At 63.6% G+C, this 26,778-nt stretch carries 24 protein-coding genes; 5 read left to right on the forward strand and 19 right to left on the reverse strand.

What is annotated here, in order from left to right; translation table 11 throughout:
* Nucleotides 1–39: 39 nt before the first annotated feature.
* Nucleotides 40–861 carry a tetratricopeptide repeat protein gene (locus ACPFMA_RS27865; protein WP_064303154.1) on the reverse strand — a complete coding sequence of 274 codons (822 nt, stop codon included), beginning with the start codon at nt 859–861 and terminating at the stop codon, nt 40–42.
* 208 nt (nt 862–1,069) lie between these two features.
* Between ACPFMA_RS27865 and ACPFMA_RS27870 the strand changes: the two genes are divergently transcribed.
* Nucleotides 1,070–2,080: a helix-turn-helix transcriptional regulator gene (locus tag ACPFMA_RS27870; RefSeq protein ID WP_064303111.1), complete on the forward strand. Its 1,011-nt coding sequence runs from the start codon at nt 1,070–1,072 to the stop codon at nt 2,078–2,080.
* A gap of 1 nt (nt 2,081) precedes the next feature.
* Here ACPFMA_RS27870 and ACPFMA_RS27875 read toward each other — a convergent pair whose 3' ends face one another.
* The 10 genes from ACPFMA_RS27875 to dadA form a co-directional block, all read right to left on the reverse strand.
* A complete protein-coding gene (locus tag ACPFMA_RS27875; RefSeq protein ID WP_009396577.1) occupies nt 2,082–2,948 on the reverse strand; it encodes an ABC transporter permease in 867 nt (288 codons plus the stop codon).
* Nucleotides 2,949–2,962: 14 nt separating this feature from the next.
* Entirely contained in the window at nt 2,963–3,826 is an 864-nt protein-coding gene (locus tag ACPFMA_RS27880) for an ABC transporter ATP-binding protein (RefSeq protein ID WP_009396579.1), read from the reverse strand.
* Nucleotides 3,827–3,830: 4 nt separating this feature from the next.
* The gene (locus ACPFMA_RS27885) at nt 3,831–4,850 is read right to left on the reverse strand and encodes an ABC transporter substrate-binding protein (protein ID WP_425929436.1); all 1,020 of its coding nucleotides are present in this window, start codon (nt 4,848–4,850) and stop codon (nt 3,831–3,833) included.
* A gap of 17 nt (nt 4,851–4,867) precedes the next feature.
* Complete coding sequence (locus tag ACPFMA_RS27890) at nt 4,868–5,767, reverse strand: TauD/TfdA dioxygenase family protein (RefSeq protein ID WP_064303108.1); 900 nt, start codon at nt 5,765–5,767, stop codon at nt 4,868–4,870.
* A gap of 300 nt (nt 5,768–6,067) precedes the next feature.
* Nucleotides 6,068–7,924 (reverse strand): acetyl-CoA hydrolase/transferase C-terminal domain-containing protein, encoded by a 1,857-nt coding sequence (locus ACPFMA_RS27895; RefSeq protein WP_425930632.1) that lies wholly within the window; start codon nt 7,922–7,924, stop codon nt 6,068–6,070.
* A 188-nt stretch (nt 7,925–8,112) separates the two neighbouring features.
* Nucleotides 8,113–8,517, reverse strand: a complete 405-nt coding sequence (locus ACPFMA_RS27900; RefSeq protein WP_009396587.1) for a c-type cytochrome — start codon at nt 8,515–8,517, stop codon at nt 8,113–8,115.
* 160 nt (nt 8,518–8,677) lie between these two features.
* Nucleotides 8,678–9,226 carry a cupin domain-containing protein gene (locus tag ACPFMA_RS27905; protein ID WP_009396592.1) on the reverse strand — a complete coding sequence of 183 codons (549 nt, stop codon included), beginning with the start codon at nt 9,224–9,226 and terminating at the stop codon, nt 8,678–8,680.
* Between the two features lie 104 nt (nt 9,227–9,330).
* The gene (gene alr, locus ACPFMA_RS27910) at nt 9,331–10,404 is read right to left on the reverse strand and encodes an alanine racemase (protein ID WP_064303106.1); all 1,074 of its coding nucleotides are present in this window, start codon (nt 10,402–10,404) and stop codon (nt 9,331–9,333) included.
* Between the two features lie 78 nt (nt 10,405–10,482).
* Complete coding sequence (locus ACPFMA_RS27915; protein WP_009396595.1) at nt 10,483–10,836, reverse strand: RidA family protein; 354 nt, start codon at nt 10,834–10,836, stop codon at nt 10,483–10,485.
* Complete coding sequence (dadA, locus tag ACPFMA_RS27920; RefSeq protein WP_064303105.1) at nt 10,808–12,109, reverse strand: D-amino acid dehydrogenase; 1,302 nt, start codon at nt 12,107–12,109, stop codon at nt 10,808–10,810. Before dadA ends, ACPFMA_RS27915 begins: the two co-directional genes overlap by 29 nt.
* A gap of 153 nt (nt 12,110–12,262) precedes the next feature.
* On the opposite strand from dadA, the gene dadR reads away from it, so the two are divergent.
* A complete protein-coding gene (gene dadR, locus ACPFMA_RS27925; protein ID WP_009396597.1) occupies nt 12,263–12,751 on the forward strand; it encodes a transcriptional regulator DadR in 489 nt (162 codons plus the stop codon).
* Nucleotides 12,752–12,833: 82 nt separating this feature from the next.
* On the opposite strand, the gene ACPFMA_RS27930 is transcribed toward dadR, so the two are convergent.
* Complete coding sequence (locus ACPFMA_RS27930) at nt 12,834–13,187, reverse strand: YkgJ family cysteine cluster protein (protein WP_064303104.1); 354 nt, start codon at nt 13,185–13,187, stop codon at nt 12,834–12,836.
* 113 nt (nt 13,188–13,300) lie between these two features.
* On the opposite strand from ACPFMA_RS27930, the gene ACPFMA_RS27935 reads away from it, so the two are divergent.
* Nucleotides 13,301–14,578 carry an NAD(P)/FAD-dependent oxidoreductase gene (locus ACPFMA_RS27935; protein WP_425929441.1) on the forward strand — a complete coding sequence of 426 codons (1,278 nt, stop codon included), beginning with the start codon at nt 13,301–13,303 and terminating at the stop codon, nt 14,576–14,578.
* Between the two features lie 122 nt (nt 14,579–14,700).
* On the opposite strand, the gene ACPFMA_RS27940 is transcribed toward ACPFMA_RS27935, so the two are convergent.
* Nucleotides 14,701–14,931 (reverse strand): DUF1127 domain-containing protein, encoded by a 231-nt coding sequence (locus tag ACPFMA_RS27940; RefSeq protein WP_064303102.1) that lies wholly within the window; start codon nt 14,929–14,931, stop codon nt 14,701–14,703.
* A gap of 180 nt (nt 14,932–15,111) precedes the next feature.
* Here ACPFMA_RS27940 and ACPFMA_RS27945 point away from each other — a divergent pair, with 180 nt between their 5' ends.
* Both ACPFMA_RS27945 and ACPFMA_RS27950 read left to right on the forward strand, forming a co-directional pair.
* Entirely contained in the window at nt 15,112–16,542 is a 1,431-nt protein-coding gene (locus ACPFMA_RS27945) for a PLP-dependent aminotransferase family protein (RefSeq protein ID WP_425929443.1), read from the forward strand.
* Between the two features lie 58 nt (nt 16,543–16,600).
* Nucleotides 16,601–18,154 (forward strand): phospholipase D family protein, encoded by a 1,554-nt coding sequence (locus tag ACPFMA_RS27950; RefSeq protein ID WP_425929444.1) that lies wholly within the window; start codon nt 16,601–16,603, stop codon nt 18,152–18,154.
* A 13-nt stretch (nt 18,155–18,167) separates the two neighbouring features.
* On the opposite strand, the gene ACPFMA_RS27955 is transcribed toward ACPFMA_RS27950, so the two are convergent.
* From ACPFMA_RS27955 to ACPFMA_RS27980, 6 genes are all read right to left on the reverse strand, one after another.
* The gene (locus ACPFMA_RS27955; RefSeq protein WP_064303099.1) at nt 18,168–18,425 is read right to left on the reverse strand and encodes a PAAR domain-containing protein; all 258 of its coding nucleotides are present in this window, start codon (nt 18,423–18,425) and stop codon (nt 18,168–18,170) included.
* A 31-nt stretch (nt 18,426–18,456) separates the two neighbouring features.
* Entirely contained in the window at nt 18,457–19,149 is a 693-nt protein-coding gene (locus ACPFMA_RS27960; RefSeq protein ID WP_425929445.1) for a DUF6708 domain-containing protein, read from the reverse strand.
* Between the two features lie 83 nt (nt 19,150–19,232).
* Entirely contained in the window at nt 19,233–22,388 is a 3,156-nt protein-coding gene (locus ACPFMA_RS27965) for a T6SS effector BTH_I2691 family protein (RefSeq protein WP_425929446.1), read from the reverse strand.
* Nucleotides 22,385–23,326, reverse strand: a complete 942-nt coding sequence (locus ACPFMA_RS27970) for a hypothetical protein (RefSeq protein ID WP_425929447.1) — start codon at nt 23,324–23,326, stop codon at nt 22,385–22,387. Before ACPFMA_RS27970 ends, ACPFMA_RS27965 begins: the two co-directional genes overlap by 4 nt.
* On the reverse strand, nt 23,323–25,395 hold the full coding sequence (locus ACPFMA_RS27975) for a type VI secretion system Vgr family protein (RefSeq protein ID WP_425929448.1): 2,073 nt from the start codon (nt 25,393–25,395) through the stop codon (nt 23,323–23,325). The genes ACPFMA_RS27970 and ACPFMA_RS27975 overlap by 4 nt, the downstream gene beginning before the upstream one ends.
* A gap of 120 nt (nt 25,396–25,515) precedes the next feature.
* Nucleotides 25,516–26,661: an MFS transporter gene (locus tag ACPFMA_RS27980; protein WP_425929449.1), complete on the reverse strand. Its 1,146-nt coding sequence runs from the start codon at nt 26,659–26,661 to the stop codon at nt 25,516–25,518.
* Between the last annotated feature and the right edge of the window lie 117 nt (nt 26,662–26,778).

A 26,778-nucleotide genomic window follows, 5' to 3' on the forward strand; every position in this document is an offset into this window, starting at 1 on the left:
GCGGGTAAACCCGCTCCCACAGGGACCACGGTGTTCTTGCTAGGTACGCAACTGATCCTCGACCTTCATCGCCAACGCCAGCGGGCTGCCCAGGCCGATCGCCTGGTCGCGCCAGAACAGGTAGCGCAGCTCATTGCCTGCGGTCTGGAAATGCAGGGCCAGCTCTTCCGCCGCCTGCATCACTCCGGCCACCGCCGCCAGCTCCAGCCAATACACCCCGGCACGGCTGTCCTTGTCCACCTGGAGCCCGTGCAGCAAGCGATACCCCGCCTCGAAGCGACACCGGGCATCTCCGCGCTGCGCGCCACGCATGAACCATTCATAGGCTTGTCGCGGGTCCATCTGCCAGGGGTTGGAGTCGCTGTCGCTGTCGCAGACCTCTTCCTCGTACAGGTCTCCCAGCGCCGCCGCTGCCTCCGCCAGCCCCGCCTCGAAGGCATGCCGGTAGTACTCGGCGGCGTTGGCATAGGCGACCTGCACACCCTTGCCGAAGTAGTGCTGCTGGCCGAGGTTGAACCAGGCCACCGCACTGCCCTGCAACGCCGCCATGCGCAGCAGGTGCCCGGCCAGCACCGGATCGGCGCGCCAGTAACGGCCGTTGAGCCAGATCCAGCCAAGGTCGTTGAGCGCCGCCACGCTGCCATCCAATGCCTGCCTGCGCAGGTCGGCATACACCGTCTGCAGGTCGTGCGCTTCGTCCAGCAGGCTGACCAGGCTGAAGCTTTCCCCCAACGCCGCGCGCTGCGCCGGCATGCCGACACCGCTGTAGAGCCGCCGCACACGGGCAGGCCCGGGCGCTGGCATCACACGCTCCGGCAACAGGCGCCCGAGCAGAGAATAGATATTGCTGGCAGCAGACATGTTCATCCTCATGGAACCGCCCTCCTTCTTGGCTTCCTTCTGGGCGTTGAGGCGTGATTGTGCGCAGCGTCACGACAAAACCTGTCGCGAACACGTTCGTCGGAGCGATTCAACGGTTCATCCTTGAATGGATAAATTAATGGCAAATTGCCATATCATGTGGCGAATACCCTGCTTTTGCCGCAAGCCTAGACAAGGACTCACCGTTTTGCCCTCCGCTACCACACGCGCCACCCTCAGTCGTCAATGGGAATTGCTGCGCCAGTTGCCCAGCCGCTCGCCGGGCATCACCAGCGCGGAGCTGGTGATGCGCCTGAAGGACGCCGGCTTCACCATCAGCAAGCGCAGCATCGAGCGCGATCTCAACGAGCTTTCGTTGATCTTTCCGCTGGAGCGCAACGACCGCAGCATTCCCTATGGTTGGTATTGGGCAGCGAATGCCTGCGTAGAGTTGCGTGGCCTGAGCGTCAGCGAAGCACTGAGCCTGGCGCTGGTGGAGGAAGCCGTGCGGCCGCTGCTGCCCGGCAGCATGCTCAAGGGCCTGGATGCCCGCTTCGCCCATGCCCGGCAAAAGCTCGAAACCCTGTCGGCGCAAAACAAGGCCGCGCGCTGGCTGGACAAGGTCGCCAGTGTGCGGCCGGAGATGAACATGCGCGCGCCCGAGGTGCCGGACAACATCCTTGAAACGGTGCAAAAGGCGCTGCTCGACGAGCATCAGTTACAGGGCCTGTATTACTCGGCGCATAACGATCGCACCGTCGATCTGACCCTCAATCCGCTGGCCCTGATCCAGCGCGGCCAGGTCGCCTACCTGATCGCCACGGCCCAGCCCTACAGCGATATCCGCCAGTTCGCCGTACACCGTTTCCGCCACTTGAGCGTGCTGGACAGCCCGGCCCTGGGCCTGGACGACTTCGACCTGCAAGCCTACCTGCGCAGCGATGCCCTGCAGTTCGGCAGCGCGGAGAAGATCGAGCTGCAGGCCTGGATCAGCGACAACCTCGCCCGACGCATGCAGGAGACGCCGTTGTCACCGGACATGCAACTGACCGACCTGGAACACGGTCATCGCCTGCAGGCCACGGTCAGCAATAGCTGGAGCCTGCGCTGGTGGCTGCTGAGCCAGGGCGATGAGCTGGTGGTGGAGCAGCCGCCGGCCTTGCGCCAGTTGATCTCGCAGACCCTGAGCAATGCGGCGGCGGCGTATCAGCAAGACTGATTCAGCGCTGCATGCCCCAGCGGCGCACGGTCACGCGCTCCAGCGCGTTGAACACCAGGCCTTCCACCAGCAGGCCGATCAGGATCACCACCGCCAGCCCGGCGAAGACTTTGTCGGTGTACAGCTCGTTGCGGTTCTGGAAGATGTACCAGCCCAGCCCGCCCTTGCCGCTGGTAGCGCCGAACACCAGCTCGGCGGCGATCAGCGTGCGCCAGGCGAAGGCCCAGCCGATCTTCAACCCGGAAAGAATCGACGGCAGCGCCGCCGGCACCAGGATATGCAACACCAGGCGCAGCCCGCGCAGGCCGTAGTTGCGCCCGGCCATGCGCAGCGTCTCGTTGACCCCGAGGAACCCCGCGTAGGTATTCAGCGCCAGCGCCCACAGCACCGAATGCACCAGGACGAAGATCAGGCTGTTCTCGCCCAGCCCGAACCACAGCAGCGCCAGCGGCAGCAGGGCGATGGCCGGCAGCGGGTTGAACATCGAGGTCAGGGTGCCGAGCAGGTCACGGCCGAACTGGGTCGAAACCGCCAGGCTGGTGAGGCCGAAGGCGAGGATGATGCCCAGTACATAGCCCTTGACCAGCACCACCAGCGACACGCCGACCTTGGCCGGCAACTCGCCGCTGATCATGCCGTCCCACAGGGCCTGGGCGGTTTGCAGGAAGGTCGGCAGCAGCAGGTCGTTGCCCTGGTAGCGGGCGGCGGCTTCCCAGAGGATGGCGATCAACAGCAGGATCACGCTCTTGCGCAGCCAGCCGTGTTGCCACAAGCGCTGGACCAGCGGCAGCTCGCGCTCCAGCGCGACGCCGTCCCATGGCTGCAGGGCAATTTCGTATTCCCGACGCGGGGAAGATTGGATCGTCATGACAAGGCTCCCGGTCAGTAGGCGATACGGATATCGGTGAAACCCAGTTCGGCATCGGCGACCGGCGCCTGGCCGTCTTCGAACAGCAGGCTGTGGATACGCCGCGCGCTGGCCTGGAAGTCGGCGCCGCCGAGGCTGTGCAGGTCGTACTGATGGCTGTGGATCTCGGCGCGCACCCGGCCCGGATGGGGCGACAGCAGGAGAATGCGGTTACCCACCACCAGCGCTTCCTCGATGGAGTGGGTGACGAACAGCAGGGTAAAGCGCACCTCCTCCCACAGCGCCAGCAGCTCTTCCTGCATCTTGCGCCGGGTCAGGGCGTCGAGGGCGGCGAAGGGCTCGTCCATCAGCAGGATCTTCGGCTGCATGGCCAGGGCCCGGGCGATCGACACCCGCGCCTTCATGCCTCCGGAAAGCGTGTGCGGATAGGCGTCGGCGAAAGCCGCCAGGCCGACCTTCTCCAGGTATTCCAGGGCGCGCTGCTCGGCCTCGGCGCGCTTGAGGGTGCCCGAGACCAGCAGCGGAAACATGACGTTCTGCTTCACCGTCTTCCAGGGCGGCAATTGGTCGAATTCCTGGAACACCACGATGCGGTCCGGACCCGGGCCATGCACCGCTTGCCCTTGCAGGCGGATGCTGCCTTCGCTCGGCGCGATGAAGCCGCCGACCGCCTTGAGCAAGGTGGACTTGCCGCAGCCCGAGGGCCCGAGCAGGACGAAGCGGTCGCCCTTGTCCACTTCGAAACTGACCTGGTGGGTGGCCCGCACCACGCGCTGCGCGGTGCGGTATTCCAGGCTGAGGTTGTCCACCTGCAACAACGGTGGGGTGTCTACTCGGCTCAGCTTGCTGGCCGTGTGGCCTTGCAGTTGGGCGGTCATGAACTCAGCTCCCCTGAAGCGGCTTTTCATCCTGGAAGAAGTAGTCCTTCCACGACTCGGGTTTGTGCTTGATCGCACCGACGCGGTAGAGGAACTCCGCCAGCTTGTAGGTGTTCTTCGGCGTAATGGTGAATTCGTACTTCGGGTTGTCGATGATCTTCAGCAGCTCGTCGCGGCTGATCTTGGCCTTGGTCACGCGGATATAGGTGTCAGCCGCCGCAGCCTTGTCCTTCTGGGCGAAATCCGCCGCTTCGGCGAGGGCATCGACGAAGGCCTTGTAGGTTTTCGGGTTGTCCTTGCGGAATTTCTCGGTGGTGAACAGCACGGTCGGCGAGTTGGGGCCGAGCAGTTCATAGGTGTCGAGAACGACATGCACGTCCCTGTTGGCCAGTGCCTGCTCCTGGAACGGCGGGTTGGAGAAGTGACCGTTGAGCTCGGTGCCGCCGGCGAGCAGCGCGGCAGTGGCGTCCGGGTGCGGAACGGCCAGGGTGTACTTGTCGAGACGGTTGTACTCCTTGTCGCCCCACTGCTGGGCCGCGGCGTACTGAAGGAAGCGCGACTGCACCGAGACACCCACCGCAGGCAAGGCGATGCGGTCTTTCTCGCTGATGTCGGCGATGGTTTTCACGTTCGGGTTGCTGCTCAGCAGGTAGTACGGGAAGTTGCCGAGCGAAGCCACGGCCTTGACGTTCTGCCGGCCGTAGGTGCGGTCCCAGATGGTCAGCAGCGGGCCGACGCCGGCACCGACGATATCCACCGAGCCGGAAAGCAGCGCGTCGTTGGTCGCGGCGCCACCGGAAAGCTGGGTCCAGTCCACCTTGATATCGATGCCTTGTTCCTTGCCGTGCTTCTCGATCAGGTTCTGGTCACGGACCACGTTGAGCAACAGGTAAACGATGCCGAACTGTTCGGCGATACGGATTTCGCCTTCGGCCTGGGCCGTGGCCGGAGCGACGAGGCTGCCGGCGATCAGGCTGGCGCTCAGGCCGATACCGGCCGCGAGGCGGCTGAGAGTCTTGCGCATGATGAGTCCTCGACGGATCAGAACGGGGCGTCGCCCTGGATAGTGGTGCGGTACAGCTTGCGACGCAGGTGCGCCGGGCAGCCGGTGGCAAGGTGGATCAGCGAGCGGTTGTCCCAGAACACCAGGTCATGGGGCTGCCACTGATGGCGGTAGATGTTCTGCTCAAGCACGCTGTGGGCGTACAGCTCGGCGAGGATCTGCCGGCTTTCATCCTCGGGCAGGCCGACGATGCGGGTGGTGAAACCTTCGCTGACGAACAGCGCCTTGCGCCCGTTTTCCGGATGGGTGCGCACCACGGGATGGATGACTTCGGCCACCTGGGCCAGTTGCTCGGCGGTCAAGGTCGGGCGCCAATTGCCTTCGAACTTGGTCTCGCTGTAGCGCGCGGTGTAGGAATGCGCCGCCTGACGGCCTTCGACCGCCTTGCGCAATGCTTCCGGCAGGCCGTCCCAGGCCTTGTGCATATCGGCGAACAAGGTATCGCCGCCTTCGCTGGGCAGTTCCTGGGCATGCAGCATCGACCCCAGGCTCGGCAGTTCCTTGTAGGACAGGTCCGAGTGCCAGAACTTGCCGGCGTCGCCGAGACCGATGTTCTGGCCGTTCTCGACGATGTTGGAGACGATGAGGATTTCCGGATGATTGGCCAGCAGGAACTGCTTGAGTACATGGATCTGCAGCACGCCGAAGCGACGGCTGAAGGCAATCTGTTGTTCCGGGGTGATGCGCTGGTCGCGGAAGACCAGGACATGATGGTCGAGGTGGGCCCGGTGGATCCTGGCGAAGTCTTCGCCATTCACCGGTTGCGCCAGGTCCAGGCCGATGATCTCGGCGCCGACTGCGCCGTCGAAAGGCCGGATCTCGAAGTGTTGCTGCTGTGCGCTGTCGATGGACGACAAGGCGTTGGAGGCCGCTGACATGTTTAACTCCCGCGAAGAGCGCGTCCAATGGAGCGCGCGTCGATCAGAAACTCACGGTTTCGCCGTGTTGGTTCGTGTTCGTGCGGCGCGCCGATTGGTCGGCAGGTACGCAGGGGGTCGACTATAAAGGCATAAGAAAAATTATTTAAATACCTTTAGGAAATAAGAATAGTCAGCTTTCTTAGGATCACGCGGACCCTGTGGGAGCGGCGGTTCGGCGCTCCGATTCACCCGCGATAGCGTTTGAGAAGCCACTACCGCTATCGCGGGTGAACCCGCTCCCACAGGGTCCGCGATCCGTCAGTAAGTCCGGTATGGTGCGGTAGCCTGCAACCCCGCCAGCACCAGCCGCTGGTACACCTCCTCCTTCAACCCCTCCGGCTTTTCCAGCCCCATCCGCGCCAACTGCGCCGACCAGTCTTCCGCCGGAGGCGCGTCCAGCGCCGCCTTGCCCAGTTCCAGCGCTTCGCTGAGCTTGAATTTGCTCTTCAGCCAGTTCAGCGCCCGCAGCAGGTCCCGCTCCTCGGCCGTGAAATCACACCCCAGCGGATACTCCGGGAACAACCGCGCATGCCGCCCGCGCAAAGCCTCCAGGCGCTCCGGGGTGTTGTCGTAGTAACGCGGGTCCAGCTCAAAGCCCTCCGGCAATTTCCCGGCCTTCTTGGCCTGGGCCAGCAACTGCGGCTGGAAGCGTGAATCACTGATCGCCAGCAGCCGGGCGATCACCTCGGCGTCGGTCTGCCCGCGCAGATCGGCGATGCCATATTCGGTCACCACCACATCGCGCAGGTGCCGGGGAATGGTGCAGTGGCCATAGTCCCAGACGATATTCGAACTCACCTCACCGCCCGCTTCGCGCCACGAACGCAGGAGCAGAACCGAACGCGCACCCTCCAGCGCGTGCGCCTGGGCGACGAAGTTGTATTGCCCACCGACACCGCTGAGCACCCGCCCGTCCTCCAGTTGGTCGGCCACCCCGGCGCCCATCAGGGTCATGGTGAACACCGTGTTCATGAAGCGCGCCTCGCGGCGCTGCAGGCGCTTGAGCGCTTCCTGCCCATACAGCTCGTTGATGAAACTGATGGCACCCATGTCGATGCGCTTGCGCAGGGCCAGCGGCATGTCGCGCAGCCGCTGATAGAAGGCCTGCGGCCCGAGGAAGAAACCGCCATGCACCAGCACGCCGTCCTCGGTGTCCGCCGCGCCCGCGTTGGCCGCCTGCTGACGCACCGCATCGGGGTATACCGGACGGCGGATGATGCCCGCCTCGAACAACGCCAGCAGGCCGTTGACCAGCATCTCGCTGCAACCATAAAGCCCCCTGGCGAAAGGCATCACCCCGCCCTCGCGCTCGATCAGCCCATGCCAGCGCCCCAGGTGCAACTCGCCGAGCAGGGCCTGGTAGGCTTCGTTGTCCGCCTGCCGGGCCAGCAAGGCCGCAGTCAGCGCATCGCCCATGGCGCCGATGCCGATCTGCAGCGTGCCGCCATCGCGCACCAGGGTGCTGGCGTACACGCCTATCAGATGATCCTGGGTGCTGACCGGCATGTTCGGCGTGGAAAACAGTCGGGTCCGCTCGGGCTCGTCGATCAGCAGGTCGAAGTCTTCGCGCCTCAACTCGGAGGCGCCCGGCATATAGGGCAGCCCGGCATGTACCTGGCCGAGCAGGAGGATGGTTTCACCGGCAGCGCGGCGGCGCTCGATCATCGGCAGCAGGTCGAGGGTGATGTCGGGGTTGCAGCTCAGGCTCAGGTGATCGGGCCGCTCGCCATCCTCGGCGACGATCTGGGCGATCAGGTTGAGGCCCTTGGCATTGATGTCCCGCGCCGCATGGCTGTAGTTGCTGCTGACGTAGTCCTGCTGCGCCTGCGCGCTGTGCAGCAGGCTGCCGGGCTGCATGAAGAACTGTTCGACGCGGATATTGGCTGGCAGGCGGCTGGCACGCAGGTCGCGCAGGTAATCCAGCTCCGGGTAGTCGGCGAAGATTCGCTCGACGAAGGGTTCGAGAAAGCGCCGTTGCAGGCCATCGCCGAGGTCGGGGCGGCCGAGCGACAACGCCGTGTATATCGTCAGCCGACGCTCCGGCAGCTCGCGAATCCGGGCATACAGCGCATTGACGAAGCGGTTGGGCTTGCCCAGGCCCAGTGGCAGGCCCATGTGAATGTGGGCCGGCAATTGCGCCAGTACCTGGTCCACTGCGGCTTCGATCGAATAGATGCGCACGCTGTCGGCTCTCCGTCGGGTTCGTTGAGTACAGCTTGGACCGAAGCGACGTGCAAATTACTGCACAGCCCGGAAACGACTAAGCCCGCACAAGGCGGGCTTCGAGGCGCGACGCGCGGGGGCTACAGGCCGGACATCTTCTTGATGGCGCCTTTGAGGTCGTCATCCGAGCAGTCGGCGCAGGTGCCTTTGGGTGGCATGGCATTGATGCCGGTAATGGCCTTGGCGAGGATGCCGTCCAGACCACCCTGGTGGTCGGCGCGCTCTTTCCACGCGGCGGTATCGCCGATCTTCGGCGCACCCAGCAGGCCGGAACCGTGGCAGGCGTTGCAGTGCTTGGCGATGATTTCATCCGGGGTCTTGGCGCCGCCGCCACCTGCGGTAGCCACGACTTCCATGCCCTTGCATTCCTGGCCCTGGACGCAGACCTGACCGACCGGTTCCAGGCGCTTGGCGATATCGTCGTTGGTTGCAGCCTGGGCACTGACTGCCCAAAGGGCCACTACGGTAGCTGGTATAGCCAGCATTTTCTTGATTGGATTCACACGTACACCCTCATGGTGGCTAGTCACGCCCGCGGCCACGGATTCGCAGGCGGCGCAAGTATAGCGGGAACCCTGACTCACCGGAACAACCACATTAAATAAAGGGCTTTATCCGCGACAATCAGCCGCGCCACCCGTACTGTCAGAAGTTCGCCGGGGTGGCGGCGCTGATAAGCCGGGCCGGCTCATCGAAGGGGTTGCGAAAACGGTGTGGCTTGGTGCTTTCGAAATAGTAGCTGTCGCCCGCCTCGAGGATGAAGGTTTCCAGGCCGACTACCAGTTCCAGCCTGCCTTCGAGGAGGATGCCAGTCTCTTCGCCGTCGTGGGTGAGCATTTCTTCACCCGTATCGGCGCCCGGCGGGTAGATCTCGTTGAGAAAGGCGATGGCGCGGCTCGGGTGGCCGTTGCCGACCAGCTTCATGGTCACTTCGCCGTCCGAAATGTCGATCAGTTCGTGGGCCTTGTAGACGATCTGCGTCGGGATCTCCGGCAGCAGGTCTTCGGAAAAGAACTCCATCATCGACATGGGAATACCGCTCAGCACCTTGCGCAACGAACTGATCGAAGGGCTCACGCTGTTCTTCTCGATCATCGAGATGGTGCTGTTGGTGACACCCGCGCGCTTGGCCAGCTCCCGCTGGGAGAGGCCCCTGATCTTGCGAATGGCTTGTAGTCGTTCACCGACGTCCAATGCTGGAGCCTCCTGACGAATGAATGGGGGTCGAAATGTGCGCCATCATCGCAACAGCGTTCAGTATTTACAACACTTCGACCCGCAGCTCGTCAGTGATGGCGCTACTCTCCGGTATAGACCAAAGGCACCCGCCGCAGGTTGCAAAAGATCTGGTAGGGGATGGTGCCGGCCTGGCTGGCGACATCGCTGGCCAGGACGCGCTTGCCCCACAGCTCCACGCTACTGCCGAGGCCGGCTTCGGGTACATCGGTGAGATCGATGCAAAGCATGTCCATCGACACCCGGCCAATCAGCTGGGCACGCTTGCCGGCCACCAGCACCGGCGTGCCGGTCGGGGCATGGCGCGGATAGCCGTCGGCATAGCCCATGGCGACCACACCGACCCGGGTCGGACGCGGGCTGACGAAGCGTGCGCCGTAGCCCACCGGCTCGCCCGCCGGCAACTCGCGCACACTGATGACTTTCGATTCCAGGGTCATCACCGGCTGCAGGCGCGCGGCTTCGGCCTGATCGGTATCGAACGGCGTGGCACCGTAGAGCATGATGCCCGGCCGCACCCAGTCACTCGGCACCTGCGGCCAGCCGAGCACGGCGGGTGAGTTGCGCAGGCTGGTTTCGGCCTTCAGGCCCTGACGCGCGGCGTCGAATACCGCGACCTGCTCGTTGCTGGCGTTGCTGTCCAGTTCGTCGGCGCGGGCGAAGTGGCTCATCAGGACGATTTTCGCCACCTTGCCGCTGGCCTGCAGGCGCTGGTAAGCCGCTTGGTAATCGCGCGGATGCAGGCCGACGCGGTGCATGCCGGTGTCCATCTTCAGCCAGACCTGGATCGGCCTGGCCAGGCTGGCCTTCTCGATCGCCTCCAGTTGCCACAGCGAATGCACCACGCACCAAAGGTCGTGCTGGACGATCAGTTCCAGTTCGCTGGCCTCGAAGAAGCCTTCGAGCAGCAACACCGGTGCCTTGATCCCTACCTCGCGCAGCGCCAGCGCTTCCTCGATGCAGGCCACGGCAAAACCGTCGGCCTCCGGCTCCAGGGCCAGGGCGCAGCGCAGCGCGCCGTGCCCGTAGGCATCGGCCTTGATAACCGCCAGGGCACGAGCCCCGGACAGTTGGCGGGCAAGGCGGTAGTTGTGTCGCAGGGCTTGGAGGTCGATCAGGGCACGGGCGGGACGCATGACGGCAGCCTTCTGGCAGTCTGTTCGTGGATGAAAAAGACCCGGTGCCGCAACGACACCGGGCAGAAGAGAGGAAGGTTACGAGAGCGCAGCGACCACGGACATTTCAACGAGGATTTCCGGCTCGCAGAGCTTGCTCTGCACCGTGGCCCGGGCAGGAGCCACGCCCTTGGGCAGCCATTTGTCCCAGACCGCGTTCATGCCCTGGAAATCGGCATCGATATCCTTCAGGTAGATGGTCACCGAGAGCAGGCGGGTCTTGTCGGTACCGGCCAGGTCCAGCAGGCGCTCGATATTGCCCAGCGTTTCCCGGGTCTGCTGTTCGATCCCGGCGTTCATGTCGTTGCCCACCTGGCCCGCAAGATACACGGTGCCGTTATGGGCAACGATCTGGCTCATGCGTTCATTGGTGAGCTGGCGCTGGATTGCCATGCTTGGCGGTCTCCTGAGTGTATCCGTAACGGGAAATGTCGAGCCCTTCGGGGCTGATCTGCGGCTTTTTGCGCGCCATCAGGTCGGCCAGCAAGCGACCCGAGCCGCATGCCATGGTCCAGCCGAGGGTGCCATGACCAGTATTGAGGAACAGGTTGCGGAACGCTGTCGCGCCGACGATCGGCGTGCCGTCCGGGGTGGTCGGGCGCAGGCCGGTCCAGAACTCGGCCTCGCGCAGGTTGCCGCCCAAAGGATAAAGATCGTTGACGATCATCTCCAGCGTTTCGCGCCGGCGTGGGTTCAGCGACAGGTCAAAACCGGCGATCTCGGCCATGCCGCCGACGCGGATGCGGTTGTCGAAGCGGGTGATGGCAACCTTGTAGGTTTCGTCGAGGATGGTCGAGGTCGGGGCCATGTCCGGGTTGGTGATCGGTACGGTCAGCGAGTAGCCCTTGAGCGGGTACACCGGCGCCTTGATGCCCAGCGGCTTGAGCAGTTGCGGCGAGTAGCTGCCCAGGGCGAGCACGTAGCGGTCGGCGGTTTCCAGCTTGCCGTCGATCCACACGCCATTGATGCGATCGCCGGCGAAATCGAGGCGCTGGATGTTCTGGCCAAAGCGGAACTCGACACCGAGCTTGACGGCCATCTCCGCCAAGCGGGTGGTGAACAATTGGCAGTCGCCGGTCTGGTCGTTGGGCAGGCGCAGGGCACCGGCGAGGATATCGGAGACGTTGGCCAGGGCCGGCTCGACCCGGGCGATACCGTCGCGGTCGAGCAACTCGTAAGGCACGCCGGCCTGTTCGAGCACGGCGATGTCCTTGGCGGCGTTGTCGAGCTGGGCCTGGGTACGGAACAGTTGGGTGGTGCCGAGGCTGCGACCTTCGTAGGCGATGCCGGTCTCGGCGCGCAGTTCGTCGAGGCAATCGCGGCTGTATTCGGACAGCCGGACCATGCGTTCCTTGTTCACGGCGTAACGGTTGGCGGTGCAGTTGCGCAGCATCTGCGCCATCCACAGGTACTGGTCGATATCGCCGGTGGCCTTGATCGCCAGTGGCGCATGGCGCTGCAGCAACCACTTGATGGCTTTCAGCGGCACGCCCGGCGCGGCCCAGGGCGAGGCATAACCTGGCGACACCTGGCCGGCATTGGCGAAACTGGTTTCCATGGCCACCGCCGGCTGGCGGTCGACCACCACGACTTCGAAACCTTGCCGGGCCAGGTAGTAGGCACTGGCGGTTCCGATCACACCGCTACCGAGTACCAGAACGCGCATGTTGTAAACCCTCGAGGCGGCGCACCGCACAATCTTGTGAATGGCATGGATGAGCGCAGTTTAAAAAACTAGAGGCAGTGCATTTCACTATATAAAAACCTATATTTGGCGAGAATTCTCGGCAAAGTCGGCTTTTACAAAGGGGCATCCACTATGAGAACCCAGCACCAAAGCAAGCGCGAGCTGGACAAGATCGACCGCAATATCCTGCGGATACTGCAAAGCGACGGGCGTATTTCCTTCACCGAGCTGGGGGAAAAGGTCGGCCTGTCGACCACCCCGTGCACCGAGCGGGTCCGCCGCCTGGAGCGCGAGGGCATCATCATGGGCTACAACGCCCGGCTCAACCCGCAGCACCTCAAGGGCAGCCTGCTGGTGTTCGTCGAGATCAGCCTGGACTACAAGTCGGGCGACACCTTCGAGGAGTTCCGCCGGGCGGTGCTCAAGCTGCCCCATGTGCTGGAGTGTCATCTGGTATCGGGGGATTTCGACTACCTGGTGAAAGCGCGGATTTCCGAGATGGCGTCGTATCGCAAGCTGCTCGGCGACATCCTGCTCAAGCTGCCCCATGTGCGGGAGTCGAAGAGCTATATCGTGATGGAAGAGGTGAAGGAGAGCCTGAGCCTGCCGATTCCGGATTGATCTTGAGGGCCTCATCGCTGGCAAGCCAGCTCCCACAGGTCCCTTGTGGGAGCTGGCTTGCCAGCGATGAGGCCCGAAGCCTTCACACAAGCACCTGCCGTGTAGTGGCAATGAACTGATGCACCAAGCGCTCCGCACCCGGGTCGATCATCTCCTCCGGCCCCCGCCCACGCGGGCATGGCAAGCGCGGCGTGGTCCCGAACAACCGGCAGATCAACGGCCGTTCCTCATACACCGTGCACCCTTGCGGCCCCAGGTGCACACAGTTCAGCTCGGCCAGCGCCGCCTCCTGCTGCTCGGCACTCTTGCGCGGCAGCCGGGCCATTTCCTCGGTGGATGTGGTCACCGGCCCACAGCAGTCATGACAACCCGGCACGCACTCGAAGGACGGAATCTGCTCACGCAGAAAACGGATTTTGTGACTGTTGCAGGCCATGAAACGGAACCGCCAAAGGAGAGAAGGCCGCTATTTTGCCCGACGGTTGCCTGCGCCCGGAAGCACCACCTATGCTGCCCGCCTCTCCAGCCATTACCCCGGGACAACATCAAATGCATACCGCTTCCTACTACGCCGCCAGCAGCGTCCCACAGCCGGACTACCCGCGGCTGAACGGCGAACAGCGCTGCGACGTCTGTGTGGTCGGCGGCGGCTATTCCGGCTTGAACACCGCCATCGAACTGGCCGAACGCGGCTTCAGCGTGATCCTGCTGGAAGCACGCAATGTGGGCTGGGGCGCCAGCGGGCGTAATGGCGGGCAGTTGATTCGCGGTGTCGGCCACGGCCTCGAACAGTTCGAGCCGGTCATCGGTGTCGACGGCGTCAAGCAGATGAAGCTGATGGGCCTGGAGGCCGTGGAGATCGTCCGCCAGCGGATCGAGCGCCACGGCATTGCCTGCGACCTGACCTGGGGCTATTGCGATCTGGCCAACAAACCCCGCGAATTCGACGGCTTCGCCGAAGAGGCCGAAGCCCTGCGCGCCCTTGGCTACCGCCACGAACTGCGCCTGGTACCGCCGGAGCGGATGCATGACGTGATCGGCTCGGATCGATACGCCGGCGGCCTGATCGACATGGGCTCAGGCCACCTGCACCCGCTCAACCTGGCGCTGGGTGAAGCGGCCGTGGCCAGCGCGCTCGGCGTGCAGGTTTTCGAACAGTCGGTGGTCACCCGCATCGACTACGGTCCCGAGGTCAAGGTCCACACCGCCCAGGGCAGCGTCCGCGCCGCAACCCTGGTGCTGTGCTGCAACGCCTACCTCAATGACCTGAACCCCGTGCTCGGCGGCAAGGTACTGCCAGCCGGCAGCTACATCATCGCCACCGAGCCGCTGGACGAAGACCGCGCCCGGCAACTGCTGCCGCAGAACATGGCGGTCTGCGACCAGCAGGTGACAGTGGATTACTTCCGCCTTTCGGCCGACCGCCGCCTGCTGTTCGGTGGCGCGTGCCATTACTCCGGGCGCGATCCGCAGGACATCGGCGCCTACATGCGCCCGAAGATGCTCAAGGTGTTCCCGCAACTGGCGGATGTGCGTATCGACTTCCAGTGGGGCGGAATGATCGGCATCGGCGCCAACCGCCTGCCGCAGATCGGCCGCCTGCGCGAACAGCCCAATGTGTATTACGCCCAGGCCTACGCCGGACACGGCCTGAACGCCACGCACCTGGCAGGGCGGTTGCTGGGCGAGGCGATCAGTGGGCGGGAGAGTGGGCGTTTCGATCTGTTTGCCCAGGTGCCGCATATCACCTTCCCGGGCGGGAAGCATTTGCGCTCGCCGTTGCTGGCGCTGGGGATGTTGTGGCATCGACTCAAGGCGCTGGTTTGAGCTCTTCAATGTTGCTGATGGCCTCATCGCTGGCAAGCCAGCTCCCACAGGTATCGCGTGCACCGCAGACCCTGTGGGAGCTGGCTTGCCAGCGATGAGGCCATCAAAAACGCCACAAGACTTCACTCGCGCCAGAACGGCTTGAGCCCCTCCTCCACCGCATCGGCCTTGCTCAACCCGATGTCCTTCAACTGCGCAGTCGTGAGTTCCAGCAGCGCCTGCCGGGTTTTCCAGCGATGCCTCCACAAGCGCACGGTGCCCATGAACCATGGCCCGCGCAGACGGGCGTTGCGCTGCGCCCGCTCCACTTCGCTGCCATACAGTTTCAAGCGCACATCGCTCAGGCCGTTCATCGCGTCATCCCTCCAGGGTTTGTAAACCGTGGAGACAGGATGCGCGTGCGGCGAAAGACATTACAGATTCAAACTATCGGAATTTTCTTCATACAGATTTCTACATTTCCTCTCTGAATGATGTATTTTTCCGAAATCTGTACTGGTTATTTCCTACAGCATTTTCCCGGAGTACGACCCATGACCCTGTACGTCAACCTCGCCGAGCTGCTCGGTGCCCGTATCGAACAGGGCCTTTATCGTCCCGGGGACCGCCTGCCATCGGTCCGGGCCTTGAGCCTGGAGCATGGGGTAAGCCTGAGTACGGTCCAGCAGGCCTACCGCCTGCTGGAGGATAACGGCCTGGTGGCACCACGCCCGAAATCCGGCTATTTCGTGCCGCAGCACCGCACCCTGCCCGCCCTGCCGGCAGTCGGCCGGCCAGCCCAGCGGCCTGTGGATATTTCTCAATGGGAACATGTGGTGGAGCTGGTACGCAGCGTGCCGCGCAAGGACATCGTCCAGCTCGGCCGGGGCATGCCCGATGTCAACAGCCCGACCCTGAAACCCCTGCTGCGCAGCCTCGCCCAGCTCAGCCGCCGGCAGGACATGCCCGGCCTGTACTACGACACCATCAGCGGCACCCAGGCCCTGCGCGAGCAGGTCGCGCGGCTGATGCTCGACTCCGGCTGCACCATCGATGCCGACGACCTGGTGATCACCACCGGCTGCCATGAAGCGCTGTCGGCCAGCATCCGTGCGGTGTGCGAGCCGGGCGACATCGTCGCGGTGGATTCGCCAAGCTTCCATGGCGCCATGCAGACCCTCAAGGGCCTGGGCATGAAGGCCATGGAAATCCCCACCGACCCGCTCACCGGCATCAGCCTCGAAGCCCTGGAACTGGCCCTGGAACAGTGGCCGATCAAGCTGATCCAGGTGACGCCGAGCTGCAACAACCCGCTCGGCTACATCATGCCGGAGGCGCGCAAGCGTGCCCTGCTGAGCCTGGCGCAGCGCTTCGACGTGGCGATTCTGGAAGACGATGTGTATGGCGACCTTGCCTACACCTACCCGCGTCCGCGGACGATCAAATCCTTCGACGATGACGGACGCGTCCTGCTCTGCAGTTCCTTCTCCAAGACCCTGGCTCCTGGCCTACGGGTCGGCTGGGTGGCGCCCGGGCGTTATCTGGAGCGCGTGCTGCACATGAAGTACATCAGCACCGGCAGCACCGCGACCCAACCGCAGCTGGCGATCGCCGATTTCATCGAGGCCGGCCACTACCAGCCTCACCTGCGGCGCATGCGCGCCCAATACCAGCGCGGCCGCGACCAGATGATCGACTGGGTAGCCCGCTATTTCCCCGAAGGCACCCGGGTCAGCCGGCCCCAGGGCAGCTTCCTGCTCTGGGTCGAACTGCCGGAAGAGTGCGACACCCTGAAACTGAATCGCCTGCTGCTCGAGCAGGGCGTACAGATCGCCATGGGCAGCATCTTTTCCGCGTCGGGCAAGCACCGCAACTGCCTGCGCATGAACTACGCGGCGCGACCGACCCCGACCATCGAGGCGGCGGTGCGCAAGGTCGGGGAAAACGCCATTCGTCTATTGGGCGAGGAAGCGAAGCTCGGGTAACGTTTCGCTGTTTAACGCGGTCTACAGTTCAACTGCCCCGCGACCACGGAATCCACCCTTGACCCATCATCGGCTCCTGCCCCTTCTACTTGTCCTGTTGCTGAGCCTGGGCGGCTGCGCCAGCGTCAGCGTACCCCGCGACGTCAGCCAGGCGATCCCGGCCAGCGAATCGGCGTTCGGCCGCTCGGTGCAGCGCCAGGCCGCAGCCCATGAAGGGCGCTCGGGCTTTCGCCTGCTGCCCAACAGCAACGAAGCCTTCCGCGCCCGCGCCGAACTGATCCGCAATGCGCAAAGCAGCATCGACCTGCAGTACTACATCGTTGCCGACGGCCTCAGCACCCGGGCGCTGGTCCACGAACTGCTGGCCGCAGCCGACCGCGGCGTGCGCGTGCGCATCCTGCTGGACGACACCGCCGCCGACGGCCAGGACGGCCCGATCGGCACTCTGGCCGCTCACCCGAACATCCAGATCCGCGTATTCAATCCGCTGCAACTCGGGCGCGCCACCGGCGTTACCCGGGCCATGGGCCGGCTGTTCAACCTGTCGCGCCAGCACCGGCGCATGCACAACAAGCTGTGGCTGGTGGACAACAGCATGGCCATCGTCGGTGGGCGCAATATCGGCGACGCCTATTTCGACGCCGAGCCCAACCTCAACTTCACCGATATCGACCTGCTCGGCGTCGGCCCGGTGGCCGAGCAACTGGGGCACAGCTTCGACCAGTACTGGAACAGCGCCCTGAGCAAGCCCATTGGCGACTTCCTTTACAGCCAGCCCGACGCCGACGATCTGCGCGAAAGCCGCCAACGCCTGGAGCAATACCTGGCCGAAGCACGCACCCAGCGCAAGGCGTTGTACGACCGGCTGATGGCCTATCGGACCCAACCGCGCCTGGACACTTGGCGCAACGAGTTGATCTGGGCCCACGGCCAGGCGCTATGGGACGCGCCGAGCAAGGTGCTGGCGGACGACGAGCCCGATCCACAGTTGCTGATGACCCGGCAACTCGCCCCAGAGCTCAACGGTGTGCGCAAGGAACTGATCCTGATCTCCGCCTATTTCGTGCCCCGCGAGGAAGGCCTGCTGTACCTGACCAGCCGTGCCGACGCCGGGGTCCAGGTCGACCTGCTGACCAACGCCCTGGAAGCCACCGACGTGCCGGTGGTTCACGGCGGCTACGCGCCCTATCGCCGGGCGCTGCTGGAGCACGGCGTAAAACTCTTCGAACTGCGCCGCCAGCCCGGCGACCCGGGCCAGCCGCGTTATGGCTTCAGCGGCGCCTCGGACTCCAGCCTGCACAGCAAGGCCATCGTCTTGGACCGCCAGAAAACCTTCATCGGCTCGTTCAACTTCGACCCGCGCTCGGTGCTGTGGAACACCGAAGTCGGGGTACTGGTGGACAGCCCCGAGCTGGCGCAATACACCCGCGACCTGGCGATCCAGGGCATGGCGCCGGCGGTGGCGTACCAGGTGGAATTGCGCGAAGGCAAGCTGGTGTGGGTGACCGAGGACAATGGCCAGCTGCACGTGCTGACCACCGAGCCCGGAGGGTTGTGGCGAAGGTTCAATGCATGGATCGCCAAGGCGGTGGGGTTGGAGAAGATGCTTTAGGGTTGACGTCGATTCAATCCAGCCGCCAGCCTTCGTCGCCTTCGACCAGGGTGCCGCCGTGACTGGTGGTGTCGCCCAAACGGGCAACGGCCTTGCCCTCGATCAGGGTGTCGGCCGAGCCGGTCTGGATGACCGCGCCGCAACTGATCGAATCGCCCACGCGGGCGATGGGCTTGCCGTTGAGGCGGGCGTCGCTTGCGCCGGTGACGACGTGGCCAGGGCCGTGGATAGGGCAGCGGTGTTGATGGCCCAGCAGGACGACGGGTTTCATGGGTGGGTTTCCTTGGTCGAGAGAGCGGTTTTCAGGGTGCGGTCCTTGATTCCAGATCCATATCGGCGGGCCATTTGACTTTGGGGGCCAGCAGCAGGGCGATGTTGAACCACGACACATCGTTGTGATCCTTCGGCGGACCGGGTGGCGGCAGGGCATCGGGGCCTTGCTGCATGTAGGTGCAGATGTAGGCCCAGGCATGGGCGTCGGCGCCCATGGTGGTAAGGGGGAAACGGTCGATGACTTCGTTGGTGCCGGGTTTGACGATGGAGAGCACTACGCCGCCCTTGATGACGAGTCCGCCTTGAACGGTTGCGCCGCGCTTCAGCCAGCGTTCGGCTCGGACTTGGGACCAGTCGTAGGCTACTGGTTCAACCCGCCAGCGTTCGAAGGGGTTCCACCAGCGGTAGTTGAAGTTGTAGGCGTAGATGCGTTGACGGGCGCGGTTGAAGCGGAGGGGCATATCGCGAGGAGGTGCCGTGTCAAATCTTGCAGAAAGGAGTGCTGACCACACTCCTACCAGTAGCCCAAAAGCTAGTGCGAACCATTCTTCATATGTCATAACCCGCCAATCTGAATGGATAATCCACAATAACATGAGCAAATAGATACAAAATATCGGCGAAAACCAGATCAGTAGACCTCTAGCAAATGCTGCGGCGCGGGGTAGTTCTAGAAGTACATCATCCTGATGATTGGGCTTATCAGATCCGAGTGTTGGCATTACGACCGGCTGTTCCTCTGGGCGGGGCAAATCCTCTTTCCAGCCAGAACAAGGGGGGACGAGTTTAGGTTTTTTCACTGGACTTACCACTTTGCTGGTCCAGGGATTTTGTCTTCCTTCACAATGAGCCGAGCCACACCGGACTCGTCACTTTTGTCGGGCCAATACGACACCTCAAGCTCCAAGGCGTGAAAATCCAGAACTCCCCAGTAGACAATCGAACCCTTGATCTCGAAAGTCTTCGACTCGATATTGTGATCAATTATCGGAGCTGATGTTTTGGGGTCATAGCTCGGGTGTTTCCATGACGTCGGGGCTGGCAGAAGTTCATGCGTATCACCGGTCTTTCCCCCAGCGACGACTCCCCCTGATTTGTCACCCCGCCGGTACGCCCGCAAATTCCATTCATAGTACGACCTGTCCGGGGTGTAGCCAGGAAGGACAAACCGGTAATCAATGGTGCCGCCTTCACCTGGTACGCCGGGAGCCGGTCTGTGGACGCGATAGGTAACACCAATATCTGCGGCCAAACCCAATAACGCAGCGTTTAAAGCACCAATCGCCGTATCCATTTCGTGCCAGTGCGTCCAGCGGCGGTGCTTTTCCGGCAGCCCCCAAAGCGAATGTCTCACCCACAGTTCCAGTGGTTGCGACTCCTCTCCCTTTGCCCACACCGCAAATCCATAAGCCGCCAATCCAAAGAGGACTGCTACCGCGAGGGGAATGAGGAGTACCGTTACGGATGCTAAAGCGCCCACACCCCCTGCTAGCGCGGAAGCCACTGCCATCCCGGATGCGACTGCGTAAAGAGTTCTTGCCGATCTATCACCGACGCTGTGAGCACGCCTAGCCGCCATCGCATACTGCAACCCCTCCACCGCAGTAGCCACCGCCGCAATCGCACTACCAAACTGCAGAATCCTCCCACCCAACCTGACCGGCTCCAGCCCGGTAGTCGTGTGGACATTCATCTTCCATTCAGGCCGAAACGCCTGAACCGTCCCCCCAACCAGCTCGACCCCCACCCCAAGATTCCCCACCGACGCCGCCATGAACGCCGCCACCGCTTCGGGCCGTTCATCTCCAAACGCCTCAAGCATGTTCTTGTAGGTAGTGCGCAACGCATCCTGCTGGAACCACAGGCTTCCCAAGGCCAGCCCCAGGTTGAAGGCGCCTTCACCGCCTCTCATGGCGGCATTGCGCATGCTGCTCATGGTCTCCCGCACGTAAAGGCGGGCGACGTCGGCATCGAGGCTCAGGTGACGGGTGGAATCCTGCATCCCGCCCTTGAGTGCCCCAGTGTCGATACTGACCGGACGCAGGGCATCATCGATGCCGTCGCCAACGCCGTCCCGCAGTTGCTCCAGACGCGCGCTCAGCTTTTCGGCGTTTTCCATCGTCCAGAGCTTTACGTAGATCAGCTTGTCATCGAGATCTGCCAGTGCCGGAGTGAAGTGGCCGCTCAGCAGCATGGCCCGCACCTTGCCCGCAGCCGGGTTGCGGAATTTTTCGTTGAGCTTGTCGAGATAACGCTCGGTCCCTTCGTAGAGCGTTTCATTGAGCAGCGTGAGGTATTCACCCACCTTGAGCGCCACCGTGACCTGGGTGGCCTCCACTCCGGAGAAACGCAGCCAGGCCTCCCGGTGCAGATGCCCGACCAACGCCCGGGTGTTCTCGGAAATATGCTTGCCGAGGACATTGCTGGCCGTGGCCGCACCGCCGAGCAACTGGCCAGCGGCCGTTCTCACGGAGTCCCTCATCAACTTGGTGCCCTGTTCGGTCGTGATCAGGGTCTTGATGCCGTGATAGATCCGGGTCCGCTCATCATCAACCAGGGACTTGTGGATCTGTTCGAACACGCCTGGATCCTTCGCGTGCAGGGCCTGATGAAGCAGGCTGTTCTGGTCTTCCAGTTGCTGCTTCCAGAGCTGCTGGGTGGCCTCCAGCCTGTTCTCCTCGATAAGCCCGGTCGGCCCGCCGGAGAGGCAGTGGCCGATCAGGCAGATGAAACCCATGACGGATTCGTCGTGGCGATCGATGTAGTCAAACCGGCTGGCCAGCCTGAACGCCGGGCTCTGGAAGTGCCTGACGTAGATCTCGCCGGCATCATCGATAAGCCGTTGCCAGGCGGCGAGGGTTTTGTCGAATTCGCGCTGGAAGTCCGAACGGGCCTTTTCGTCGTAGCGCTCATCAAGGCGCTCGGCGGCCTCTTCCTGCATGCCCGGGGTCAAGCGCTCGGCTACCCCTTCGACCTCGACCTTCGGCAGGACTGATTTAGCGACAATATGGGTTTCGTTGCGGTAGCGGGCGTACTCGTCGCGTGTACTCGCTTCTGCTGCAGCCAGCTTTTCCGCTCTCTGCGCTTGAAACTCGCGAATCCCCAGCAACGCCTGCGACGTCAGGTGCTCGAAGCTCCGTTGCGGCTCGGCCCGCCATTCCAGCATCTGCTGATAGCGCACTATGCGCTGGGCATTGCACTCCTGCACCATGCCGATCGGATCGGGCAACACCAGGGCCAGCACGCCGTTGGGCAGCTTTTCCCGCTGGATCACCGTGCGCACATGGTTCCTCAGGGCGTTAAGGCGGTGATTGCGTCCGTAAAAGCCATGCACGCTGTAGAAGTCACCGGCCATGGGCTGGGCGTATTCGAGGACCTTCTCCATCTGCAGTTCGTGTTCGGTCATCGCCAGGCCGATGCTGGCGGGGTCTTCGCGGGCGGTCTTGAGGTCAAGCTTGTAGAAGCGCTCCTCCAGGCTCATGCCGTCGACCGTACCGCCGCTCAGATAGCGCTTGAGCACCTGCTTCGGCCAGGGGTCGTTGGCGATGGCCAGCCAGGCGGTGGAGTACTTTTTCGTGTCGAAATTGATGAAGGAAGCAGGGATATCGTGGTCGTGCTTGACGCAGGCCATGCTCAGGGGCAGGGGTTCCTCGCGGGAGGTCTGGTACGGCGGCACCTGGCGCAGCGCCCCCTCGGGAGTGATCTGGTAGGCCTGCCATTCCTTCCTGTCGAGCATGACGTAGAGGAAACCCCGGCGCAGGATGCGCGGCTGGCTGTCACGCAGGGGCACGGCCTTGACCTTGGGGTCACTGGCCAGCGGCAGTGCCTGGGTGTGCCAGGGTTCCGGGGCATAGGCGGCGCGCAGGGGCAGGACGGGCAGACCGACACGTTCGCAGGCGCGGCAGGTGCGCAGGGGAACGGGCCTGGCCTCGCAGGTGGCCAAATGAAGGGCGGTGCTCATGAGTAGTCCTTTGCAAGAGGCAGGCTGTAGACGATCCGTTTCCAGGTTGTTTCGCTGTAGGTGGCGAAATGGCTTGGCAGGTCGAGGCTGCCGGCGCGGGCCTGGGAGATGGCCTGCTGGATATCCGGATGCTGTGGCAGAAGGGGGTGCATGAACACCCGGTGCAGACTGAGGGAGATCCGGTCGCTGCTGTTGTGGAGACCAAGTTGGCGGGCGTCGCGGATCAGGCGCAAGCCATACACGCTGGCCTGCTCCGGCAGGATGCCAGGGCCTTTCCAGCGCCAAGGGGCAAAGCCTTCGGGGAGTGTCAGGGCATGCCGCCAGATGCCCAGGAATGCATTCACCTCAGATGCCAGTTGCTGGGTTTGCCTTGCCCGCTCGGAAAGCTCCGGATCGCAGGCATACTCGGAGCTGCGCGCCACGGTGTAGGCACCCCAGCTGAGCGGCAAAAGCCAGTTCTGGATCGGACGCAATAAACAGCCCGCCTGCTTTTGCATCGCACACAACAGCAACTCCAGCCTCAGCGGTTCGAACCAGGGCGAGGGATCACCGGCCTCGTCGGCGGTGGTATAGCAACGGGCGGCGATATGAGCCGCGACGACCTCCAGCGGCTCCCGACTGGTCAGCCAACCGCAGATGTAGCGTTCGTCGTAGTTCAGGTCCCAGGCGGAATAGTCGGCGCTGAGGTCGAGATAATCCTTCGACACCCCTTCCCCCGGCGTCGCCAACTGGATCAAAGCCGGGCAGTGATCCTGCTCGTGGGACATATCCGGCCGCGGCACACGGGTGACGGCTGCCTCGCCAAATGACCGGGTCAGGGACGGCACGCTGAGTGGATGATCGAGCGCACATTCGGCCTGGCCGTCCACCAGCAGGTAGAAGTAGTCGCTTGCGGTACGGTGTCGCCGTGCAAAATCGATGACGGTTTCTTTGCTCATGGCCGGGGCTCCCTGCATTTCACCCTTTCTTCCTGTGCGATTTCGCTCGCCAGCACCAGGCTGTTGCCGGAGCCTCCGCCCGACTTGGTCATCGGGCCGATCAGATTGATCACAACGCCATCCAGGGTGATGCCCGAGGCATCGATGCGCAGCGTGCCGCCCGGGCCTTTGATGACCACAGCCTCTGAGGAGTGGATTTCATACACCTTGGTGTGCTGCGTGATGCGCTGGCCGGCCTGCAGATCAACCGTGCCCTGCACCTGCTGATCCAGATTGCCGCCGATCTCCACGCTGTGGTTGGCGGCGGTCTTGTCCAGGCGACTACTACCGACCTCTTCGGTCCGGTCCCCGGCGGTGCTGATGATGTGGTTGCCGCCGATGATCAGGTCGTCGTTGTTGCCGATCTCATGCCGGCGGTTCTCCCCGATCAGCACCTGCTCGTCATTGCCCACGGTTTCCTTGCGGTCGTGGCCGACGGTGAGGCTCTCGTCGTTATCCACCCGCTCGCTGCGGTCGTGCCCGACGTGGGTGGTTTCGTCGTGCTTGACCTCGTTCCTCTGGTTCCTCTGGGCATGGATGAACACCTCTTCCTGCCCGGCCTCGTCCTCGAAGCTCAGCTCGTTGAAACCATCGCCCTTGTGGGTCTGGCTCTTGAGGGTCATGCGCGTCTTGTTGGCGGGCAGTTCATAGGGCGGGCGCTGGATTGCCGTGTAGCATCGACCGGTGATCACTGGCTGGTCGGCATCCCCGTTCTGGTAGCTGACGATCACGCCCTGGCCGATGCGCGGGATCGCCATATGCCCCCACAGCGCACCGGCGATGTTCTGCGAGACCTGTATCCAGCAGGAGCTGTGTTCGTCTTCCTTGCCCAACCGGTCCCACGGGAACTGCACCTTCACCCGGCCGTATTCATCGCAATAGATTTCCTCGCCCTTCGGCCCCACCACCGTGGCCGGCTGCGGGCCGTCGATGCGCGGTTTGGGCAGCGGTTCGGGGCGCCATTCGGCCTCGTGTGGCACCAGCGTGGCGATGCAGTTGTAGTGGGTGCCGCGGTCGGCTTCGGCACTTTCCTCTTCCTGGCTGACGTACTGCTTGCCGCAGTGCTCCAGGCGCACCGGGCGCCAGCCGCGGTTCAATTCCTCGCGAGGATGCCCGACCAGTTCGAAGAACAGGCCCGGCACCATCCGGGCGTCGTCACCCTCGGCAATGACCTGGCAGGCGTCCCTGCGCAGGCCGAGCAGGCGGCTGCGGCTGAAGGCCTCGCCGGGCTTTTCTCCGCGGTAGCGGCCGGGGTAGTCGTAGCGTTCGTAGCTGTCCGCCTGGTGCTCGAGGTCGGTGGCCTTGTACGTGCTCTGTTCAGGGTATCTCGGGTTCTTGAAGCTGTAGTCGCGCTGCACCTGGCGGGCGCTGCGTACGTTTTCGCTGTAGGTGAAGCGGTGCAGCGCGGGACCCGGGCGGTCGGCGCCGGGCTTGGGGTTGTATTCCACCGGCGGGCCGGCCTGCTTGCCGAAGATCCACAGGTAGTCGCAATGGATCAGGCGATGGCCTTCCTCGCTGTGCAGGAAGCCGTAGAAAAAGCCTTCCTCGCGCATGATGCGTTCGACGAAGTGATAGTCGGTGTCGCCGGCCTGCACGCAGTATTCGCGGACAGTGTGGGGCTTGGCCGCGCGCAGTTCGTAGTCGAGGGTGAGGGCGTGCTTTTTCAGCATCTCGTTGGCGATGTCGGGCACGCTGAGGGTCTGGAAGATGCGCCAGTCCGAGCACAGGCGCAGGCGGGCCAGGCGCGGTTCGACGACCGCGCGGTAGCGGGTGCGGCTGAAACCGGTTTCGCCCTGCTGGAAGGAACTCACCAAGCCATGGACATAGCGCACGGGCTGGCCGCCCTGCCAGAGGGTGAACAGCGCGGGGCGGTCGAGGATCTCGCCGAATTTCACCGCGGCATCGTTGCTGCTCAGGTCGACTTCGAGGCGAAAGGTTTCGGAGAGGGCCTCGGTGAGGTGGAATTCGACGACATCGAACTCACCGGCTGCTGCGGTGAAGGTGAAGCGCAGATCGGACTGAACGGCCATGGCGGATGTCCCGGGGAACGAATTCCCGGGAATCCTGACTGCCGGCCAACGGCTGAGATATAGGAAAAATCCTAAGCTAACGCATGAAGCGTCCTTGCTTGCAAAAACACGTTTGCGCGATCAATCAGGGACGGCAACCGCCTCGAAAGCATTGGCCCGACGCGACAACAGCACCAGGACGAAAGCCCCTGCTGCCATGAACCACGGCAACGCATGCCCACTCAGCCACTGGCTCCCCGCCCCCGCCGCCAACGGCCCGATCAGGCAGCCAAGTCCCCACAACTGCGCCACATGCGCGTTGGCCCGCACCAGCGCGTCATCGCGGTAGCGCTCGCCGATGAGGATCAGCGACAGGGTGAACAAGCCACCGGCGCTGGCGCCGAACAACACCCACAGCGGCCAGATCAGCTGGGTTTGCAGGAGCAAGGGGATCATCAGGCTGGACACCGCCAGCGTCACCGCGCAACCACTGAACAAGGTGCGCCGGGACATGCGGTCGGCCAGGGCACCGATCGGCAGTTGCAGCACCGCATCGCCCACGACCACGGTGCTGACCATGAACAGCGCGACTTCCGCAGTGAAGCCCTGTTGCAGGCAGTACACCGGCAGCAGGGTCAGGATCATTGCCTCGAATGCCGCGAACAGGGCAATCGCCCACGCAATCACCGGCAACTTCCGACAGAAGCCGAACAGGTCGAAGAAGGTCACGCTGGCCGCCTCGGTGCTCGGCGCACCGCCGCGCCCGAACAGCAGCAGCGGCGAGACGACCAGCAGGCCGACGCCAATCCAGAAACCGAGGTCGTCGTCCGAGCCCACCACGCCCAGCAACAAAGGCCCGGCCAGTTGGCTAAGGGCGTAGCTGCTGCCATACAGCGCCACCAGGCGGCCGCGCCATTCCTCCACTACCAACTGGTTGATCCAGCTTTCACCGAGGATGAAGACGATAGTCAGGACCACGCCGATCAACAGGCGCAGCACCAGCCACACCGGATAGCTTGGCAACAACGCCAAGGCACCGATGGACAGCGCGCCAGCCCACAGGCACAGGCGCATCAAGCCTGGGGTGCCGAAGCGTGCCGCCAGGCGGCTGGCCAGGCTGGCGCCAAGCAATACGCCGATCGCCGGCATCGCTGCCATCACGCCGATGGCGAAGCTGCCGTACCCCCAGCCTTCCAGGCGCAAGGACACCAGCGGCATGCTGACCCCCAGCGCCAGGCCGACACTGAGCACAGCCGCCAACACGGCGAAGTAAGTCCCCCAACGCATCTCATCTCCCTCGAAGCATTTCCCTACAGCACAGACGACACAGCCGGACCCGCCTGGTGGCAAGGTCCGGCTGCATGACCGGATCGAACTGACGCGGCCTTTCAGCCGCGCAGGGTG

The organism is Pseudomonas sp. NyZ201 (assembly GCF_049860765.1).
GTDB classification, from domain to species: Bacteria; Pseudomonadota; Gammaproteobacteria; order Pseudomonadales; family Pseudomonadaceae; genus Aquipseudomonas; species Aquipseudomonas bharatica.

What these genes read in the sequence shown, in the direction of transcription:
- ACPFMA_RS27885 (WP_425929436.1), bottom strand. Translation starts at nt 4,850, where the DNA reads ATGCGCAAGACTCTCAGCCGCCTCGCGGCCGGTATCGGCCTGAGCGCC.
- ACPFMA_RS27900 (WP_009396587.1), bottom strand. Translation starts at nt 8,517, where the DNA reads ATGCTGGCTATACCAGCTACCGTAGTGGCCCTTTGGGCAGTCAGTGCC.
- alr (WP_064303106.1), bottom strand. Translation starts at nt 10,404, where the DNA reads ATGCGTCCCGCCCGTGCCCTGATCGACCTCCAAGCCCTGCGACACAAC.
- ACPFMA_RS27865 (WP_064303154.1), bottom strand. Translation starts at nt 861, where the DNA reads ATGTCTGCTGCCAGCAATATCTATTCTCTGCTCGGGCGCCTGTTGCCG.
- ACPFMA_RS27945 (WP_425929443.1), top strand. Translation starts at nt 15,112, where the DNA reads ATGACCCTGTACGTCAACCTCGCCGAGCTGCTCGGTGCCCGTATCGAA.
- ACPFMA_RS27940 (WP_064303102.1), bottom strand. Translation starts at nt 14,931, where the DNA reads ATGAACGGCCTGAGCGATGTGCGCTTGAAACTGTATGGCAGCGAAGTG.
- ACPFMA_RS27880 (WP_009396579.1), bottom strand. Translation starts at nt 3,826, where the DNA reads ATGACCGCCCAACTGCAAGGCCACACGGCCAGCAAGCTGAGCCGAGTA.
- ACPFMA_RS27970 (WP_425929447.1), bottom strand. Translation starts at nt 23,326, where the DNA reads ATGAGCAAAGAAACCGTCATCGATTTTGCACGGCGACACCGTACCGCA.
- ACPFMA_RS27875 (WP_009396577.1), bottom strand. Translation starts at nt 2,948, where the DNA reads ATGACGATCCAATCTTCCCCGCGTCGGGAATACGAAATTGCCCTGCAG.
- ACPFMA_RS27975 (WP_425929448.1), bottom strand. Translation starts at nt 25,395, where the DNA reads ATGGCCGTTCAGTCCGATCTGCGCTTCACCTTCACCGCAGCAGCCGGT.
- ACPFMA_RS27930 (WP_064303104.1), bottom strand. Translation starts at nt 13,187, where the DNA reads ATGGCCTGCAACAGTCACAAAATCCGTTTTCTGCGTGAGCAGATTCCG.
- ACPFMA_RS27895 (WP_425930632.1), bottom strand. Translation starts at nt 7,924, where the DNA reads ATGGGCCTGCCACTGGGCCTGGGCAAGCCCAACCGCTTCGTCAATGCG.
- ACPFMA_RS27960 (WP_425929445.1), bottom strand. Translation starts at nt 19,149, where the DNA reads ATGCCAACACTCGGATCTGATAAGCCCAATCATCAGGATGATGTACTT.
- ACPFMA_RS27915 (WP_009396595.1), bottom strand. Translation starts at nt 10,836, where the DNA reads ATGGCAATCCAGCGCCAGCTCACCAATGAACGCATGAGCCAGATCGTT.
- ACPFMA_RS27965 (WP_425929446.1), bottom strand. Translation starts at nt 22,388, where the DNA reads ATGAGCACCGCCCTTCATTTGGCCACCTGCGAGGCCAGGCCCGTTCCC.
- ACPFMA_RS27980 (WP_425929449.1), bottom strand. Translation starts at nt 26,661, where the DNA reads ATGCGTTGGGGGACTTACTTCGCCGTGTTGGCGGCTGTGCTCAGTGTC.
- dadR (WP_009396597.1), top strand. Translation starts at nt 12,263, where the DNA reads ATGAGAACCCAGCACCAAAGCAAGCGCGAGCTGGACAAGATCGACCGC.
- ACPFMA_RS27890 (WP_064303108.1), bottom strand. Translation starts at nt 5,767, where the DNA reads ATGTCAGCGGCCTCCAACGCCTTGTCGTCCATCGACAGCGCACAGCAG.
- ACPFMA_RS27955 (WP_064303099.1), bottom strand. Translation starts at nt 18,425, where the DNA reads ATGAAACCCGTCGTCCTGCTGGGCCATCAACACCGCTGCCCTATCCAC.
- ACPFMA_RS27935 (WP_425929441.1), top strand. Translation starts at nt 13,301, where the DNA reads ATGCATACCGCTTCCTACTACGCCGCCAGCAGCGTCCCACAGCCGGAC.
- dadA (WP_064303105.1), bottom strand. Translation starts at nt 12,109, where the DNA reads ATGCGCGTTCTGGTACTCGGTAGCGGTGTGATCGGAACCGCCAGTGCC.